General features: G+C 25.6%; 15 protein-coding genes. 13 read left to right on the top strand and 2 right to left on the bottom strand.

The window, feature by feature from the left end; genetic code table 11:
* Positions 1 to 12: 12 nt before the first annotated feature.
* From G8C43_RS02900 to G8C43_RS02845, 12 genes are all read left to right on the top strand, one after another.
* Positions 13 to 2,415, top strand: a complete 2,403-nt coding sequence (locus G8C43_RS02900; RefSeq protein WP_166004033.1) for a GumC family protein — start codon at positions 13 to 15, stop codon at positions 2,413 to 2,415.
* A gap of 55 nt (positions 2,416 to 2,470) precedes the next feature.
* Positions 2,471 to 4,012, top strand: a complete 1,542-nt coding sequence (locus G8C43_RS02895) for a lipopolysaccharide biosynthesis protein (RefSeq protein ID WP_160543171.1) — start codon at positions 2,471 to 2,473, stop codon at positions 4,010 to 4,012.
* Positions 4,013 to 4,323: 311 nt separating this feature from the next.
* Positions 4,324 to 5,058, top strand: a complete 735-nt coding sequence (locus G8C43_RS02890; protein ID WP_160543170.1) for a glycosyltransferase family 32 protein — start codon at positions 4,324 to 4,326, stop codon at positions 5,056 to 5,058.
* The gene (locus G8C43_RS02885; RefSeq protein WP_166004030.1) at positions 5,045 to 5,983 is read left to right on the top strand and encodes a glycosyltransferase family 2 protein; all 939 of its coding nucleotides are present in this window, start codon (positions 5,045 to 5,047) and stop codon (positions 5,981 to 5,983) included. The genes G8C43_RS02890 and G8C43_RS02885 overlap by 14 nt, the downstream gene beginning before the upstream one ends.
* Entirely contained in the window at positions 5,980 to 6,975 is a 996-nt protein-coding gene (locus G8C43_RS02880; protein WP_166004028.1) for a glycosyltransferase family 2 protein, read from the top strand. Before G8C43_RS02885 ends, G8C43_RS02880 begins: the two co-directional genes overlap by 4 nt.
* Complete coding sequence (locus tag G8C43_RS02875) at positions 6,972 to 7,865, top strand: glycosyltransferase family 2 protein (RefSeq protein WP_166004025.1); 894 nt, start codon at positions 6,972 to 6,974, stop codon at positions 7,863 to 7,865. Before G8C43_RS02880 ends, G8C43_RS02875 begins: the two co-directional genes overlap by 4 nt.
* 2 nt (positions 7,866 to 7,867) lie before the next feature.
* Positions 7,868 to 8,752 (top strand): beta-1,6-N-acetylglucosaminyltransferase, encoded by an 885-nt coding sequence (locus G8C43_RS02870; RefSeq protein WP_166004022.1) that lies wholly within the window; start codon positions 7,868 to 7,870, stop codon positions 8,750 to 8,752.
* Complete coding sequence (locus tag G8C43_RS02865) at positions 8,730 to 9,914, top strand: glycosyltransferase family 4 protein (protein WP_166004020.1); 1,185 nt, start codon at positions 8,730 to 8,732, stop codon at positions 9,912 to 9,914. The genes G8C43_RS02870 and G8C43_RS02865 overlap by 23 nt, the downstream gene beginning before the upstream one ends.
* Positions 9,915 to 10,303: 389 nt before the next feature.
* Positions 10,304 to 11,149: an O-antigen ligase family protein gene (locus G8C43_RS02860; protein ID WP_166004018.1), complete on the top strand. Its 846-nt coding sequence runs from the start codon at positions 10,304 to 10,306 to the stop codon at positions 11,147 to 11,149.
* Positions 11,130 to 12,221, top strand: coding sequence for a glycosyltransferase family 4 protein (locus G8C43_RS02855; RefSeq protein ID WP_221411574.1), 1,092 nt, complete (start codon positions 11,130 to 11,132; stop codon positions 12,219 to 12,221). Before G8C43_RS02860 ends, G8C43_RS02855 begins: the two co-directional genes overlap by 20 nt.
* A gap of 49 nt (positions 12,222 to 12,270) precedes the next feature.
* A complete protein-coding gene (locus G8C43_RS02850) occupies positions 12,271 to 13,383 on the top strand; it encodes a glycosyltransferase (protein ID WP_166004015.1) in 1,113 nt (370 codons plus the stop codon).
* Positions 13,384 to 13,430: 47 nt separating this feature from the next.
* On the top strand, positions 13,431 to 14,783 hold the full coding sequence (locus G8C43_RS02845; RefSeq protein ID WP_166004012.1) for an exopolysaccharide biosynthesis polyprenyl glycosylphosphotransferase: 1,353 nt from the start codon (positions 13,431 to 13,433) through the stop codon (positions 14,781 to 14,783).
* Positions 14,784 to 14,850: 67 nt separating this feature from the next.
* Here G8C43_RS02845 and G8C43_RS02840 read toward each other — a convergent pair whose 3' ends face one another.
* A complete protein-coding gene (locus G8C43_RS02840) occupies positions 14,851 to 16,089 on the bottom strand; it encodes an OmpA family protein (protein ID WP_166004009.1) in 1,239 nt (412 codons plus the stop codon).
* Between the two features lie 560 nt (positions 16,090 to 16,649).
* Positions 16,650 to 17,978, bottom strand: coding sequence for an RIP metalloprotease RseP (gene rseP / locus G8C43_RS02835; RefSeq protein ID WP_166004007.1), 1,329 nt, complete (start codon positions 17,976 to 17,978; stop codon positions 16,650 to 16,652).
* A gap of 110 nt (positions 17,979 to 18,088) precedes the next feature.
* On the opposite strand from rseP, the gene G8C43_RS02830 reads away from it, so the two are divergent.
* Positions 18,089 to 18,547 carry a universal stress protein gene (locus tag G8C43_RS02830; protein ID WP_160564893.1) on the top strand — a complete coding sequence of 153 codons (459 nt, stop codon included), beginning with the start codon at positions 18,089 to 18,091 and terminating at the stop codon, positions 18,545 to 18,547.
* Positions 18,548 to 18,562: the final 15 nt, after the last annotated feature.

The raw sequence follows: 18,562 nt of genomic DNA, 5'->3' as shown, positions 1-18,562 counted from the left end.
TAATTATATATAATGAAAAATTATAATAAAAATTTTTATTCCAAAGAAGAAGATGATCTAGATATAAAAGATTTGGCTTATCGTTATTTATTATATTGGAAATGGATTATCTTTTCTATAATAATCACAATTTCTTTAGGGTTTTTATATTTGTATGTTACTCCTAAAAAATATTTATCAGAATCAAAAATTCTTATCAATACGGGTAATCATGATAATTTGGCTTTATCCGGAATGATGGAAATAACTGAATTTACGGATTTAACTAGGAATAATATAGATGATTGGATAGAAATGTTAAAATCACGTCGATTATTATCTAAAGTAATTGATAAATTAGATTTAAACGTTCAATATAGTGAGAAAAACGGGTTTATAACCAAACAAATTTATAAAAAAGATGCCGGTGTTTCGATAAAATTTATTGATGAAAAATCTAAATATTTAATTGATAAACCCATTAATTTAGAAGTCATTATTGATGATAATGAAAAATTTACATGTAAAGATTTAAAAAAAGACAGTGTATTTAATGGGAAATTTAATGAACCAGTGAAATTTCCTTTTGGAGATATACTTTTCGTTCGTAATCCAAAATCAGAATCTGGAGATCAATTATTTATATCCCTTAATCCCATAATCGATGTAACATTAGAATATATTAATTCTCTTGAAATTGAAAATGTTTCTAAAAATGGAAATATTATTAACTTAGGTTTACAAAGCATTTTACCAGAAAATGCAAATAAAGTTATAGATCTTTTAGTTTTACAACTTCAAGAGGATATTATTGATGATAAATACAAAATAGGCCAAAATACAATATCATTTATAAATGATAGATTATCATTGATATCTAAAGATTTAAGCAATGCAGATGATCATATGGAGAAGTTTAAATCGAGTAAAAAAATCATTGATGTTGAAACGGAAGGAAGAAAGCAAGTACAAGAATCTTCAAGAATAGAAGAACAGCTTAAACAATATTCTATACAGTTGAGCTTAATCGATTATATGGAAAACTTTATTGGTTCTAATAATAATTCTTTATTACCTTCAAATATTGGACTTAATGATGCGTCTATAGTATCTACTACACAAGAATTTAATAAATTAATACTTGAAAGAGATAATTTACTAAAAAGTTCAACCCCGGAAAATCCTATTGTTAAAAATTTAGATATTCAAATTCGTGATTATAATAATAATTTAAGAAAAAGTTTAAAAAATTATAAAAATTCAACTAGCATTGCTATTGGTAATTTGCAAAAGCAAATGGGGCAAGTTTCAAATAAAATATCAGATCTTCCGGCAAAAGAAAGAGGATTTAAAGATATTTTTAGAAAACAGCAGACTATAGAATCTTTATTTTTATTATTACTTCAAAAAAGAGAAGAAACAGAAATTGCTACCTCTTCAACCCCTAACGTAGTTAAAGTGGTGGATACAGCATATTATTCCAATCAACCGGTTTATCCTAAGCCCTATATTATTTTATTTATATCAGCCATAATGGGATTAATAATTCCAATGGGGATTTTATATGTAAATTTCTTTTTTGATGATAAAGTAAAATCTAAAAAAGAGATAGAAAATGTTATATCAAATTTTCCATTTTTAGGTTACATTCCAAAAGCAGAAAATGATATGGTTGATATCCAAAGTGCTAATTCCTCTTCAGCTGAGGCATTTAGAATTTTACGAACCAATGTAAATTTTTTATTGTCTGAATCGGTATATAAAAATAAATGTATTTATGTTACCTCAACAATAAGTGGAGAAGGAAAAACTTATACATCCCTAAATTTAGCTTATACTTTAGCATTGGCTAATAAAAGAGTATTGTTGGTTGAGGCAGATATTCGCAAACCTAAAGTTAGAGAAAATTTAGGTATAAATAATAATTTAGAGGGTATTACAGAATATTTATCCGGGAATGTTTCAGATTTATCTAAAATAATATTTTCAAATTCTTATTCTAATAATAAAAAATCCGAACATTCTTTAAATATAGATATACTTCCTTCGGGTAGAATAGCTCCCAATCCTTCAGAATTATTAATGAATGGAAAATTTAAGGAAATAATTAAATATGGTAAGGATTTTTATGATTATGTTATCATAGATACAGCTCCAGTAGGCGTAGTTACAGATACACTTTTGATAAATGAGTATGCTGATTTGGTTATATATCTAATAAGAGTCAACTATTTACAGAAGAATATGTTAGATATTTTGGTTCAGTTGCAAGAAGAAGGAAAATTTGATAAACATAAAACAGCCATATTGATTAACAATGTGGATTTAAAAGGTGGTTACGGATATGAACGTTATAATCCATATGGATATAATCAAGAAAAAAAAGCATGGTATAAATATTTCACAATAAATCGAAGTAAAATTTTTCACCGTTGAAAATAAAATACTAATTAAAGGTAACTAACTACAAATTGAAAATTTATTGCTAATCATGGAAGAAAAAAAACGCTTATTGGTAAATTTAGCAGCACAATTAAGTTCATTTATAGTTGGTTTTGTAATTAGTTTTTTTTTAACACCTTTTGTAATTAAAAAATTGGGTGCAGATGTATACGGTTATATAGGATTAGCAAATAATTTTGTATCGTATACATCGCTAATTTCGGTAGCTTTAAATTCAATGGCAACTCGTTTTATTACCGTAAGTTATCATAAAGGAAATTTAATTTTAGCAAAAAAATATTATTCTTCAGTTTATTATTCAAATATTTTTTTAGCTATAATAATACTATGTGTAGCGTTTTTAGTTGTTTTTTACTTAGATAACTTAATTAAAATAGATATACAGCAGCAATGGGAAGTGAAATTATTATTTGGACTTACCTTTTTAAATTCTGCCATTTCATTAATGTTTAATATTTATTTTGTTCCTCTTTTTATAAAAAATAGAACAGATATATCATCTGTACTTAATATTATTTCAAATATATTAAGGATTATATTTGTAGTAGTTCCTTTTTCATTATTTAAGCCACATTTATGGTATTATTCAATATCTGCCTTAATTAGTACTTTATTTATAGGTTTGTGTAATAAAAAAATAGCTGTAAAAATATTTCCGGATTTTAAAAATAACAAAAATTTATATGAATTTAAGTTAGTAAAAAAGATACTATTATCCGGTTGGTGGAATTTATTGAATAAATTGAGTGATATACTTTCAACAGGAATGGATTTATTATTAGCCAATGTTTTTATTAGCACTTTAGCTATGGGAACATTATCTATAAGTAAAACTATTCCTACAATTATTTTATCATTGTGTGCTTCAGTAGCTATTATTTTTGCTCCAAAATTAACCGAATATTATGCTAAAGATAAAATTCTTGATTTACAAAACGAGATTCACAAAAATATTAGAATAATGGGTATTATTTCAATTTTACCTATATTAGTATTTATTATTCTTGGTGAAGATTTTTTTCAATTATGGTTACCCAATCAAGATCATCAAAAATTATATCAGCTTTCTTGTATTTCCCTTTTTTCATTAATGATTGCAATGCCACAAGAAAGCCTTTGGAATATATTTACTATAACGGATAAGATAAAAATTTCATCTTTAAGTCTTTTGTTTTTTAGTATTCTCATTTTTATTACAATTTTTATAAGTGTTAATTTTTTAAAAGATGATTATGATAAACTATTAGCAATTGTAATTTCAAGACTGGTATGGGGAGGTCTACGTTCATTGACTTTTTTACCAATTTATGGAGCAAAATGTTTAAAATTAAAATGGAATACATTTTATCCGATAATATGTAAAAATTTAGCAATTTCTCTATGCTTATTAATACTATTTTTAATCATTAAATATTATTTTATTAAGATTGATGGATGGGGTACTTTAACTTTTTATTCAATCATTATATCCATTATAGTTTTATTAATTATGAGTTTAGTTATGTTAACTAATAATCAAAAAAAGCAATTTAAAAGTATTATAAGGAATTTGATCATTAAATTTAAATAAAATTATTAATTTTTTAATTTTCAAGTATTAAAAGGCGGTATCAGGATTTTAATAAAATAAAATATAAATAATATAAAACATTTAAATATAAAATAAATTAATTTATAAGATTTAAAATGAATATAATTATTAATGAATTAATGGTAAAATATTATAATTTATATATTTTAAATATATTTAAATTTATATCATTATGATAATTTAATTAGTTGTTTATAATTATTTTGATTTTAATAATAGCTTTATAATTAAAATTAAATAATAATTTGAAATAACTTTAGTTAAATATAGTAATTAAAATTATTTCTACTATGATACCAAAAATTATACATTACTGTTGGTTAGGTAAAAAACCATTGCCGGAGAATTTAGAAATATATATTAATTCCTGGAAAAAATATTTGCCGGAATATGAAATTATCTTATGGGATTTAGAAAAATTTGATATTGAAAAATCATTATGGGTAAAACAAGCATGTGATTCAAAAATGTATGCTTTTGCGACAGATTACATGCGATTATATGCATTATATAATTATGGAGGAATATATCTAGATACAGATGTTGAGGTTTTAAAAACATTTAATGATTTACTTCATTTGCCTTATTTTATTGGAAAAGAAAACACAAAATATGGAATTGAATCAGCAATATTAGGTGTAGAAAAAGGATGTGTGTGGATAAAAAAATGTTTGGATTATTATGATCATAGAAATTTTATTAAAGAGTCAGGAGTTTATGATATTGAACCATTACCTTCCATAATGAATAAGGTAATACGAGCTAATTTTAATTTAATTTCAATTCCAAGTATTGACAAAATAGATAATAATCAGGAAAACGTTTATATTTTACCGTTAGAATATTTTAGTCCCAAGAAATGGGATGATCCATCTGTTTTGAATTTAACGTGTAATACTTATACAATTCATCATTTTTACGGATCTTGGAAAAAAGATAAATCTAAACTTAACATTTCAAATAAAAATTTATTACGGAACAAGATAAAAAAGTTAATCAAAAAAATTTTTTATGTCAAGAATTAATCAGAATCTTATATCTGTAATAATTCCTGTTTATAATGTTGAGAATTATCTTGATAGGTGTATTACCAGTGTGATAAATCAAACATATAAAAATTTAGAAATACTATTGGTAAATGATGGATCAACAGATGCGAGTGGTGAAATCTGTGATAATTATGCTCAGCAGGATGAAAGAATCAAAGTAATTCATAAAAAAAATGGTGGGTTATCCAGCGCAAGAAATGCAGGTTTAGATATTTCGAAAGGTGATTTTATAGGTTTTTTGGATAGTGATGATTTTATAGCATTAGAATATTATGAAATATTGTTCAAAATATTAGCAGAATCAAATAGTGATTTATCATTTTGTAGCTTTCAACGCTTTTATAATTATGATGAATTAAAAAAAATTGATTTAAATAATTATACTATAGATATTTTTTTAAATACTAAAATTTTTGATGATTTTTATAATAAATCAAATTTCGTTGAAAATGTAATAGTATGGAATAAACTTTACAAAAAAGAAATATGGAATTCTTTAAGATTTCCGATAGGAAAATTTCATGAAGATGAATTTATATGTCATGAAATATTTTTTTTATCACAAAAAATAGCTAAAGTTGATTTAAAAATGTACTATTACCTTCAAAGGGAAGGGAGTATAATGAGCAATAATAATTATTTAGAAAAATTTATTGATATTCTAGACTCAAATAATTTAAGATTACAATTTAGCAAAAAAAATAATCTGCAAAAGCTATATAATGATACGTTAAAACTTCGATATAGAAGATTAAACAATATTTATCAACTAATACCCTATGAAAAACTTACTCCATCCATACAATCGGAGATAAAAAAATCATGGATTCATTTTAGTTTAAAAGATAAATTAAAGGTTGCTATTTTCTACTGTACTAATTTATTAAAATTAAAAAAATGAATTCATTAGTATCAATAATTATTCCGGTTTATAATGTAGAAGAGTATTTGGATGAATGTTTGAATTCAGTAATTAAACAAACGTATTCTAACGTTGAAATTATAATTATTAATGATGGATCTACCGATCGCAGTGTAGACGTAATAGACAAATATAAAAAGAAAGATAATAGGATAAAGGTTTTTTCAATTAGTAACAGTGGACAAGGTAAAGCAAGAAATATCGGTATCAATAATTCTTTAGGAGAATATATCTATTTTTTAGATTCAGATGACTTTATTGAAGCTCAAACTATAGAAATTTTAGTAAATTCAATTTCAAAGAATCACATTTGTATATTTAATGCTGTTTCTTTTATACACGAATCAGGTAAAATTGTATCCTCTAAATATTTCGAAATAAATGAAGAAGATCTAAAGAAGGAAATAAAGATAGGGAATCAAATTAAATATTTAGCTCCTTGGATTTCTCCCTGGTCAAAATTATATTCTAAAAAATTTATTCAAAACAATAATATTTATTTTCCTGAAGGTATCTATGGTGAGGATGTTGAATTCTGGTTAAGATGTATCATATCTACTAACAAAATAACTTATGTAGACTACTATGGATATCACAGAAGATATAGAAGTAATTCAACTATGACCGGAGGCAGCATCAAAAATTTAAAAGATAGAATATATTCAATGGATCGATTGATAAATTTAGATCCTTTCTCAAAACAGCTTAGGTTATTTGTTTTACAATATCTATTAGATATTTGGCGTCAATCATACCAAAAGAATGATCAAGAATTAATTGAATATGCTAAGTTGAAATTTTCGGAATATAATGCCAAAAGCTTATGTGAAAATGTAAATATTTTATATAAGGTAAGATATATTTTATTTTATAAACCAATAGTAAATAATCGTATGTTACTGGTAAACATAGATAAATTGTTATTTAAATTAATAAAATTCTGCAACTTATTTAGTTTTAACGATAAATGATTAACTATACTATAATAATTCCACATAAAAACTCCATTAAATATCTACAAAGATGTTTAGATTCTATTCCGGATAAAAATGATATACAAATTATTATTGTTGACGATAATAGCGATGCTGTTGAAATAAGTAATTTTCCGGGATTAAATAAAAAAAATACAGAAGTATATTTTACTAAAGAAGGAAAAGGAGCCGGATATGCAAGAAATATCGGATTATCTCATGCAAAAGGTAAATGGCTGTTATTTGCTGATGCAGATGATTATTTTAATGATGGATTTTACGATGTCATTGAAAAATATGTAAACTCAGATTACGAAATAATTTACTTTTCAGCAACAAGTATAGATAATAATTCAGGTGCAAAGGCAAATAGAAACAAAAACATAGTTAAAGTAATAAATAATTTTAATAAAGAAAAGTATAAAACTTTTGAAGATTTAATTTTTAAGAATTGGACACCTTGGAGTAAGATGTTTAAACATAAATATATAAAACAAAAGAATTTATTATTTGAAGAAGTAAAAGTCGGTAATGATGCTTTATTTGTTTTAGAATCGGGAATAAATGCCAAAAAAATTGCTGTAGATAAATATCCTATTTATTGTGTTACCTATAGCCCAAATAGTCTGACCTATACAATTACCAGTGAAACAAGATTTGATGAAAGATTCAATGCAAAAATTAGAATTAATAATTATTTACATAATATACAACAAAACAAATATAAAATACCATTAGGAGAAGACATAGTTATTTCAATGAATTACGGATTTAATAAATTTTTCAATGCAATAACTCAAGCAAAAAAAAATAATAATAAAATTATTTTTAGTATTGGCAAATCATTATTAAAAAGATTTTTAAAAAAATTTAATTTTAAAAACTAACTATGAAACAAGCAATATTAATATTAGGTTATCAAGATATTAATAATATAATTAGAATAATACATTATTTTGATGATTGCTTTGAATTTTATATACATATAGATAAAAAAAGTAAAGCCGATTTATCACGACTTTATACCATCAAAAATAAATCAATAAATATTTACAGAAAATATGTAGTGAATTGGGGAGGAATTTTCTTTATGAAAGTTGCCTTATTTTTAGTTAAAAAAGCATTAGAGAATGATAGTAATAAATATTTTCATTTGATCAGTGAACAAGATTTTCCAATTAAACCATTGCATTATTTTTATGATTTAGCTAAAGAAAATAAAAACTATTTAGTGTTCGAAAAATTGCCTAAAAAAGTTTGGGATGGAAATGGGGGACTTGATCGTATACATTATTATCATTTTAATGATTTCTTCAATGCACGGAAATTTGGACACGGAAAAATATTAAACCTATTAGTTCGTCTTCAAAAAAAATTGAAAATAAAGAGATCTTATGAAGAACACTTACCTCAATTATATGGAGGTAGTATGTGGTGGAGTTTAACGAGAGAAGTTTTACAATATGTTATTAAAGAGAGTGAAAATAATTCTTTTCTAAAAAATAGATTAAACTATACCCTTCTTCCGGATGAAATATATTTTCAAACAATTTTAGTCAATTCACCCTATTTAAAAAATATTATTAATGATAATTTAAGATATATAGATTGGACCTATAGGGGAGGTAGCAGACCTGCTTTTTTAGATATGAGCGATTATAATAATTTGATTACTTCGAATAAAATATTTGCTAGAAAGTTTAATGAGAATTCGCAAGTTTTAATTGATAAACTAAATGAAATAATAAAATATGAAAAAAATTTTATTAATTAATACTTTATATTACCCATATATTGGTGGTGGTGCAGAAATAATTTTTCAACAACAGGTTGAAGGTTTAAAAAAAAGAGGATATAATGTAGCTGTATTGACAACCGGAAAAAATGAAAATTTAATTAAAGAATATATAAATGGAATTAAAATATATAGAGCCGGTATAAAAAATTTTTATTGGCATTATGGAAAAAACAAATCCAATAATAAATTGATTAAACTTCTTTGGCATTTGAGAGATTCGTATAATATAGAAATGAAAAAATATATTAATGTCATTATAGATATGGAAAATCCGGATCTTATTATATGCCATAATCTAGCCGGGTTTTCAATATCGATTTGGGACGAAATAAAAAAAAGAAATGTAAAAGTAATTCAAGTATTACATGATTTGTATTTATTATGTGCAAATAGTACTATGTTTAGAAAAGAGCATACTTGTAAAAAGCAATGCACTATTTGTAGGACATTAAGAAGAATTCATAAGTATAAATCAGAAAAGGTTGATGTTTTAGTTGGGGTTAGTAAATTCGTAATACAAAAAATGTCTAATTATAATTATTTTACTACGGTTAGAAAACACATAATTTATAATGCCCAAAATATTAACTATGTAGATAAAGTAAAAATATGGGAGGGAAAGGATATTTTTAAAATAGGATATATAGGATCTTTAACTCAATCAAAAGGTATAGAATGGTTAATTACTCAATTTAACAAATTAAATATTAATGCAAAATTATTAATTGCAGGAAAAGGAGAATTGAATTACGAAAAATATCTTAAGCAACTTTCCAATGATAAAATTGAATTCTTAGGATATACTGACTCATCGGAATTTTACAAAAATGTACATATAATTTGTCTACCTTCAATATGTGAAGACAACCTACCGGGAGTAGCTTATGAAGCCTCTGCAAATAACATACCCGTAATAGCTTCATTGCGTGGAGGTATACCGGAAATAATAATAGATATGGTAAATGGTTTATTAATAGATCCAGAACAGGAAGACTCTTTGGGGAAAGCAATTTTAAAATTATATAATGATAAAAAATTATTTAAAAAATTATCACAACAAGGTAGAAATAGTGTTGAAACTTTTTTAAATGTAGATAAAATGTTAGATAAATATGAATCTATTATTGAAAATTTATGAAGTTGTATAAATATATAGTATCGATACTTATAGTTGCAGCAATGCAATTAACAGATTATAAAATTTTAGATATAAAATTTGGTGATGTATTGTCTTTATATTGTGTTTTTGTGTTTATTATTTTAATTACCCACACTAAATTACCAAAATTTTATTTTCAATTAATATTAGTTTTTTTTCTTTTATTTCTTTTTTCTTTAATATCTGCGTTATACATTAAATTTTATTTGCCTCCAAATATAAATTTTTTAAAAAAGCCGGTAATTTTGAGTATATCCAGATATCTGCAATATACGGGTTGTGTATGCTTTTCATTTTATGTTTTTAAATTTTTTAGTTCGAGCATAAAAAATTCAGATATAAAAATATTTACATATATTGATAAATTAATGATAGTAATATCATTCTTTTTTGCATTAATATTTTTATTAAGTTGGGTAGGAATAGAATCACCATTTATATATTCCGGACATAGATTGAGAGGAGGTTATGTTGAAGGGGGGCCTTTTGGATTATTTATTGGTTATTATCTAATTTTACGATACTTAGTTTTTGAAAAGTTCGATAGATATACAATTTTATTTCTTATTTTAATTATTTTCTCAGAGTCAAAAGCTGCCATAATATTTATGTTATTTTTTTATGTTATTTATTTACTAATTGAAGGTAAATTAAAAATATATAACATATTTATTTTATTAATGATGGGAAGCCTATTTTACTTATTTATAAACTATTATTATAATTTTAATCAAAGAATTTTATCATATTGGACAGAATACAATAATATAAAATATTATATTTCTTTACGTGGAGATGATGATCCCTCGTTAGTAATGGGAAGGATTGCAGCTATGCACATTGCACCCAATATTATTAAAGATAATCCAATATTAGGAGTAGGTATGGGAAATTATTCTTTAGTAAGAAATAATCTTGACTATTTACAAGGCCTGCCGCGGGTTGTAGGATGGGATTTATCGGGGCTTGGTGGGGTCTTTAATACGGTTATTGAGTCTGGTTTTGTAGGATTATTAATTTTATTAATACCCTTTTTCTATTTATGGAGGAAATACAATAGTAAAATTATTAAACACGGGATTGTACTTTTTTTTCTTGCTCAAATTTTTGGAGTTCAGTTGTACTTTCAATATATATGGTTTGGTTTAGGTTTGTGTTTTTATTTAGGTATTAAAAATCAATCAGAATTAAAGAATGAAAAAAATAGTCATTGATTGCAGAATGATTTCAATGTCAGGAATAGGTAGATATATTTCTACGTTAATACCCTATATAATTGATGAACTAAGAGATAATGTTGTGCTATTAGGTAGAAAAAAAGAGCTTAAACAATATGATGCTGAAATCATCCCATTTGATGCTCCAATTTATTCCATACAAGAACAATTGAGTTATAGAAGAATTATTCCTCGATCAAAGATATTTTGGTCTCCACATTTTAATATCCCCATATTGCCCATAAATTCCGAAAAAAGAATTACAACCGTTCATGATGCCTATCATTTAGCTTATTATGATAAGCTGACACTAGTACAAAAAATATATGCTAAAGTAGTAATTAATAAAGCATTAAAAATATCAGATAAAATTATCACAGTATCTAATTTTTCTAAGAAAGAGCTCTTACAGTATACTCATTCAATATATAAAGATAAAATTGAAGTAATATATAATGGTATTTCAGATAAGAAATCAGATGAATATAATAATGTGAGTATAAATCCTATTCCTTATATTTTATATGTAGGAAATATAAAACCTCATAAAAATTTGGAAAATGCTCTTGAGGCATATGCTCTTTTTTTAAAAAAACATTCTGAAATTACGAATAAGCCATTATTTAAAATAGTCGGAAAACGAGACGGATTTATAAACGGAAGTCAAGATCGATTAAAAAAAATACTAGATAATAATCCTGTTTTAAATAAATTTGTTGTTTTTACAGGCTTTGTTTCGGATATAGAATTAAATAAATTATATTCTGAAGCTTTAGCTTTCATTTTTCCATCTAAATATGAAGGATTTGGTTTACCTCTCTTAGAAGCAATGAGAGCGAATTGTCCGGTGTTAGCATCCAATATTCCACCTGTCAAAGAAATTTGCGGAGATAGTGTTTTATATTTTGATCCGGAATCTATAAACGATATTTCAGAAAAAATCAGTTTAATATATTCTTCTAAAGATTTAAGAAAAGAACTTATTACCAAAGGAAATCAAAGAGTTAAAAATTATTCATGGGAAATATCGGCTAAAAAACATTTAAATATTTTTATGCAATTATTATAATTTTTTTATAAATTGCGAACACTAACAACTAGATACTCATTGTTTTTATATGAACAAAGCATTGATCCACGATTGGTATTGTACTATAGGTGGAGGCGAAATAGTAGTAAAGGCTCTCAATGAAATATGGAGCGATTTTGATCTTTTTTCTTTAATAGATACTTTCGATGAAACCAAAAGGAAAGAAATATTAAATGGCAAAAAGGTTACCACTAGTTTTATACAAAAGTTACCTACAGCCAAAAGAAATCATAGAAAATTCTTGCAACTTTATCCAAAAGCCATTGAACAGCTAGATGTAAGTAAATATGATCTGATTATTAGTTCTTCATCTTCCTCAGCAAAAGGTGTGCTTACATCCAGCAACCAATTGCATATATGTTATTGCCATTCGCCGGCAAGATATGCTTGGGATTTATATCAACAATATTTATTTGAATCAGGACTTGCTCATGGTTTGAAAGGATTATATGCAAAATATATACTACATAAATTCAGAATATGGGATGTAATTTCATCAAACAGAGTAGACCATTTTATAGCCAATTCAAATTATATAGCGAAAAGGATTAAAAAAATCTATAACAGAGATTCTGAGGTTATCTATCCGCCAATTGATACGGAATACTTTAGCTATTACGATAAAAAAGAAGATTTTTATTTAGCTGCTTCAAGAATGGTTCCTTACAAAAAGATGGATTTAATTGTGGAAACATTCAACAATATGCCGGATAAAAAATTAGTTGTTATAGGAGACGGTCCGGATTTTAAGAAAATAGAAAAACTTGCTAAATCTAATATTGAACTAAAAGGATTTGTTTCGAACGAAAAATTAAGATTTTATCTACAAAGAGCTAAAGGATTTGTATTTGCGGCCGATGAAGACTTTGGTATGCTGCCTGTTGAGGCACAATCGTGTGGAACTCCTGTCATAGCCCTGGCAAGAGGTGGAACGCTTGAAACAGTCATACCCGGAGTAACGGGAGTATTTTTTAATAATCATAGTACAGAAAGTTTAAAGGCTGCTTTAGATAAATTTTCTACAATAGAATTTAATTATAAAATTATAAGAGATCATTCATTAAATTTTTCAAAAGAGAAATTTAAAAATAAAATAAAAGAATTTGTATTAGAAAAATATAAAGAATTTCAAAATTCTTAATTATCTGAATTTAATATTAATAGGATAACAACAAAAAAAATCTTAAAATGAATCCCTATAAATCATTTATACCAGTGATTCAATTTCTAATTGATATTCTAATAATTATTTTTTTGTTCTTTCGTTTTCTAATAATACAATATGAAACACTAGGCGATAAATGGGATATTGTATTATTATTTGAAAACCATTATAAAGCCTTGTTGCTATTTATTATAAGTTGGTATTTTATTTCAGAAAAAACCGGATTATATAAATTAAAAAAGAGCAATTTTTTAGAATCAATAAGAAAAGTCTTAATACAAGCAATTATATTTACACTTATAGTATTTACAGTCTCAGAATTAAAAAGTAAATATTTATTTAATAACGATATATCATTACTGTATAACATTTCAATATTTATATGCATAGCCATACATCATATAATCGCAGATCAATTTCAAAATAAGAAATTTTCAAGAGTTGTATTTATAGATTCTAATAATAATACAAACAATGTTATAAAGCAATTCTTCCATGGTGAAAAGATGTATAATTATGGAAAATTTGTTAAAGTTCCCCAAGAAAAAAATCAATATAAATACGATTTCGATAAATTGGAGACATTTATAAGAGATCATAACATACACATTTTATTTTTTTCATTGAATGGAGAATTAAGTAAAGAAGTTGAGGATGCCATTATTAAATTTTCAGAAAGTAAATATTTAATTTATATTATTCCGGATATATCCTATGAGTTCTATAATAATTCAATCATAAGCTATTACGGAACTTTTCCTATATATATTTATAGAAGAAAATCAAATATATTTAATAAAATTTTTAAAAGATTATTTGACGTAGCGTTTTCACTATTTTTTATCACATTTGTATTAAGTTGGTTATTGCCCATATTAGCCTTAATTATTAAATTTACATCTAAAGGGCCCATTATTTACAAACAAGAAAGAATAGGATTAAATGGTAGACCATTTAAAATAATGAAGTTTAGATCAATGTATGTTGATGCGGAGTATAGTGGACCAAAATTGGCTACAGATTCAGACCCGAGAATAACATCTGTTGGTAAAATCATGAGAAAATACCGCATTGATGAATTCCCGCAATTTATTAATGTATTAAAGGGAGAAATGTCCATAGTAGGTCCTCGTCCGGAAAGAAAATTTTTTATAGATAAAATTATAAAATTAAATCCCAATTATAAAAAATTACATAAAGTAAAGCCCGGTATAACGTCCATAGGGCAAGTATATTTCGGCTATGCCGAAACAGTTGAAGAAATGTCACAACGTTTAAAATATGATTTATTGTACCTACAAAATGAAAATTTCTTTTTTGATTTAAAAATCATATATTTAACTATAGTTGTTATGATTCAAGGTAAAGGCAAATAATTGATAGAAATAAGAAAAGCTAATCATTAATTACTAATGATTAGCTAAAATAAATTAAAATTAAAATCTAATTAGAATCAACTAGCGTTATTATAACTACACGGTTCCATTGATTTTTAGGATATGGTTGAACGGTATCACCTTTGCCTAAAGTAATGATGCGATTAGGTGATATACCATAATCTTTAATCAGCTTATTTTCAACCGCTTTTGCTCTCTTAATAGATAAAATTTCATTGAATTTAGGTGAACCGGTATTTTTGTCGGCTAATCCCACAATTTCAACTTTTAAGTCTTTATTCTTTTTTAATAAATCAGCGATATCATATATAACAGCTTCTTGTCTAGATTTTATTAAACTACTATTAATATCGAAAGGTATTGAATAAGGATTGTTTTTAATTATAAATTCTTTAGAATAAATAGTATCAGGTTTCTTATTTCTGGCAATTTCCAATTCTTTAATCAAATTTTTATTCTCCTTGGCTAATGAATCTATTTGTTTAGATAACTTGCTTAATAATATTTCATCAATATTGTTTTCAGGTTTATTAATAATTACTGTATCGCAATTTATTTTATCAAATTTTTGTTTACGACTTAAACCTATGATTAATCCGACATTTATTGAACCAATACAATCCCAGTCCTGTTTTTTATATGATTTTACCCATTTTCTTTGATATTGAGCATCATTAAATTTTGATTGGACCACTTGACCGGATATGTCGAAACTTATAGCTAATTTTTCATTAATCTTAAAAGTATTAAGCAAACCAAGAACAATGACCGGTGAATTATTGTCTATGGCGTTTCTATCCGTACCAATACCTGCTCCGGCATACGTAATTAAATTATATAATCTATCGTATTTATACCCGTAAAATAAATTTGAAAAATTAAACAAAGCATCAGCATGTACAGTGATATAGTATCCGCGTGTCATGTGATGAAATTTACCGGGCTCAAGAGTATTTAAATCAATAGGTTCACCGTTAATATCGAACACGGGTTTACCATTAACATTAAAAGTATGTTTTTTCCCTCCCTGAAATGTCAATCTTGCTCCTATTACAGGTGAAAACCATTTTCCGGTATTTAATGTAGCTGCCCAGTTAAGCCTATCAATAAAGTTAGCTTCTTTATGTTGTTTACCTCCAAAATATACACCAGTTCCGCCACCAAAATTTAAAAACCAGTTATCCCAAAAATCGTTAAAAACAATTTTTTGATTAGTCAGAGATTCCTGTGATAATAAATAAACTGAATGTAAAGATAAAAAAAGAATTAAAAATATCTTTTTCATGTAAAAAAACATAAATATTTTGTAAATATAATATTAAAGTATTTTTATAAGACGAATTAATAAAAAAATAAATTAATTTCATAATAAAGATTAATAAAAAATAAAATTTTTTATTTTTTAAATTAATAGGTATAAAATAAAATTTTTGTTTGATTTATATGATATCTTTGTTTTTTTTAATTACTTACTTGGATTTATAAGCTACGATTTAATAAATAGAAATATGAGTAAAAAAAAATCGAAATATAATTTTATCCATTTTTATGGTATCATATAATGTCCAACAAATAAAATCGAATTAAAAATATTTATTGAGCATAAATTTTTATAATTCTTAATTGAATTGAGAAGATAAGATTAATTTTTAATTAAAGTAGGATATTCACAACTATAGAGTATGACTAAATATAAATAATTCTGAAAATTATTAATAAAAAAAGGTTGCATTGAAAAGTATGCAACCTTTATATAAGTAAAGTTTAATTAAATTTATTTTACGAATTGGATTTGTTTTAATAATGAGAACATGAAATATTATTCTTGGCAGTAAATTAAAACAATTATTTGTTTATAACACTTTGTATAATATTCCATATATCGTTTCCAAATACCAAAATCATTAATCCAAGAAGGATAAATATACCCACCATCTGAACCTTTTCCATTGTCTTATCACTTAATTTACGACCGGTAATCATTTCAGCAATGGTAAATAAAGCATGACCTCCGTCTAAACCTGGAATCGGTAATAGATTTAAAAACGCAAGCCATATAGAAAACATAGCGGTAAAACTCCAAAATTGTCCCCAATCCCATTCAGGCGAAAATGCTTTATATAATCGTAAAGGACCGCTTACTTGTTTATAAGCTTCTGTTTTTGGATTAATAATAAGTTTAAATTGTTTTATTTGAACCAATAACATTTCCCAAGACAATACCGGCGCCCTTTTAAAGGCATCTATAAAATTATATTTTTTATATGCAGTTGCATTTTTTAAATTCGAAGCACTAGGAACAAAACCTAAAATGGCGCTATCAGGAACAAAAAGTTTTTCATTTATATTTTGTCCGTTTCGATATATACCTAAAGTTACACTGTCATTTTTATGTTTAGAAAGTTCTAATCTAAATTCATCAATATATTTAATAGGTTGCTTGTTGAAACTAGTTATAACATCCCCTTTTTTAAGATATTTTGAAGCAAGTGAATTAGGTAAAATCGAATCAACATCGGCAATTATTCTCGGAGAAATAAAGCCTCTGCCTTCCTGTTTTAAAACATCCCTTTTTTCTTCAGGGAGAAGGTTAAATTTAATAATTTTTCCATCGCGCTTAACCGTTACATGATCACCGAATAAAAGAGAAACAGGTAAATAATTAAAAGTTGGAATCTCTTTATTATCAACTTCTAATATAATATCACCATCTTTAAATCCCAATTTTTTTCCTACATCAGAAAATGCATATCCGTCTTTTAATTGATCCGTATTAATAGTTTGTTCACCCGTAGTCATTAAAATTCCGGCATATATAATGATAGCCAATAGGATATTCACAAAAATTCCGGCAAGCATAATAATTAAACGTTGCCAAGCCGGTTTAGAACGAAATTCCCAAGGCTGAGGTGGACTTTTCATTTGCTCAGTATCCATGCTTTCATCAATCATGCCTGCTATTTTAACATATCCCCCTAACGGCAACCAACCAATACCATATTCAGTATCACCTATTTTCTTTTTGAATAAAGAAAACCATGGATCAAAGAATAAATAAAATTTTTCAACCTTTGTCTTAAAATATTTTGCCGCTAAAAAGTGTCCTGCTTCATGAAAGACAACTAAAATAGATAAACACAATAATAACTGGGCAATTTGGATAAATATATGCATATTCAAAATAAAACTTAGTTTGCAAAAGTAAGAAAATTTATTCTATTGAAATTTTATGATAAAAATAAAAATATTCATTAACTTTAAGCTGTATAATAAAATATTAGGTTATGAAAACAATGATAGTCCCTGTAGATTTTTCAGCAACTACAAAATATATTTTGAAAGAAGCTGTGATCTATGCCAAAGCTACCGGAAGTAAAATGTGCCTTTTACATGTTGCCAGTTTAGATTTAGGTTTTATTATAGGGGATATCGGTTTTCAATATCTTCCGGAATTGGAAGAAGCAGGTATGAAGGAAGAAACCAGACAATTGGTAGAATATGAAAAATCAATTAAAGAACAAGGCGTTGAAGTTGAAATTGTTATAAAACAAGGAACACCGGCAGATATTATATTGAAAGAAGCAGAATCCAGAAAAGCTAATCTCATCATCATGGGTTCTCATGGAAGAGGTTTACTTATGGAAGCAATTCTCGGCAGTGTTTCAAAAAACGTAATTAATAAATCTAAAGTACCCATTCTTATAGTTCCTCCCAATCAACATCAACATCATCATGAAAAATAATCTTTTATGATGGTT

It is taken from the genome of Apibacter sp. B2966 (genome assembly GCF_011082485.1).
Lineage (GTDB): Bacteria > Bacteroidota > Bacteroidia > Flavobacteriales > Weeksellaceae > Apibacter.
This window is presented reverse-complemented; position numbering and strand designations above follow the sequence as displayed.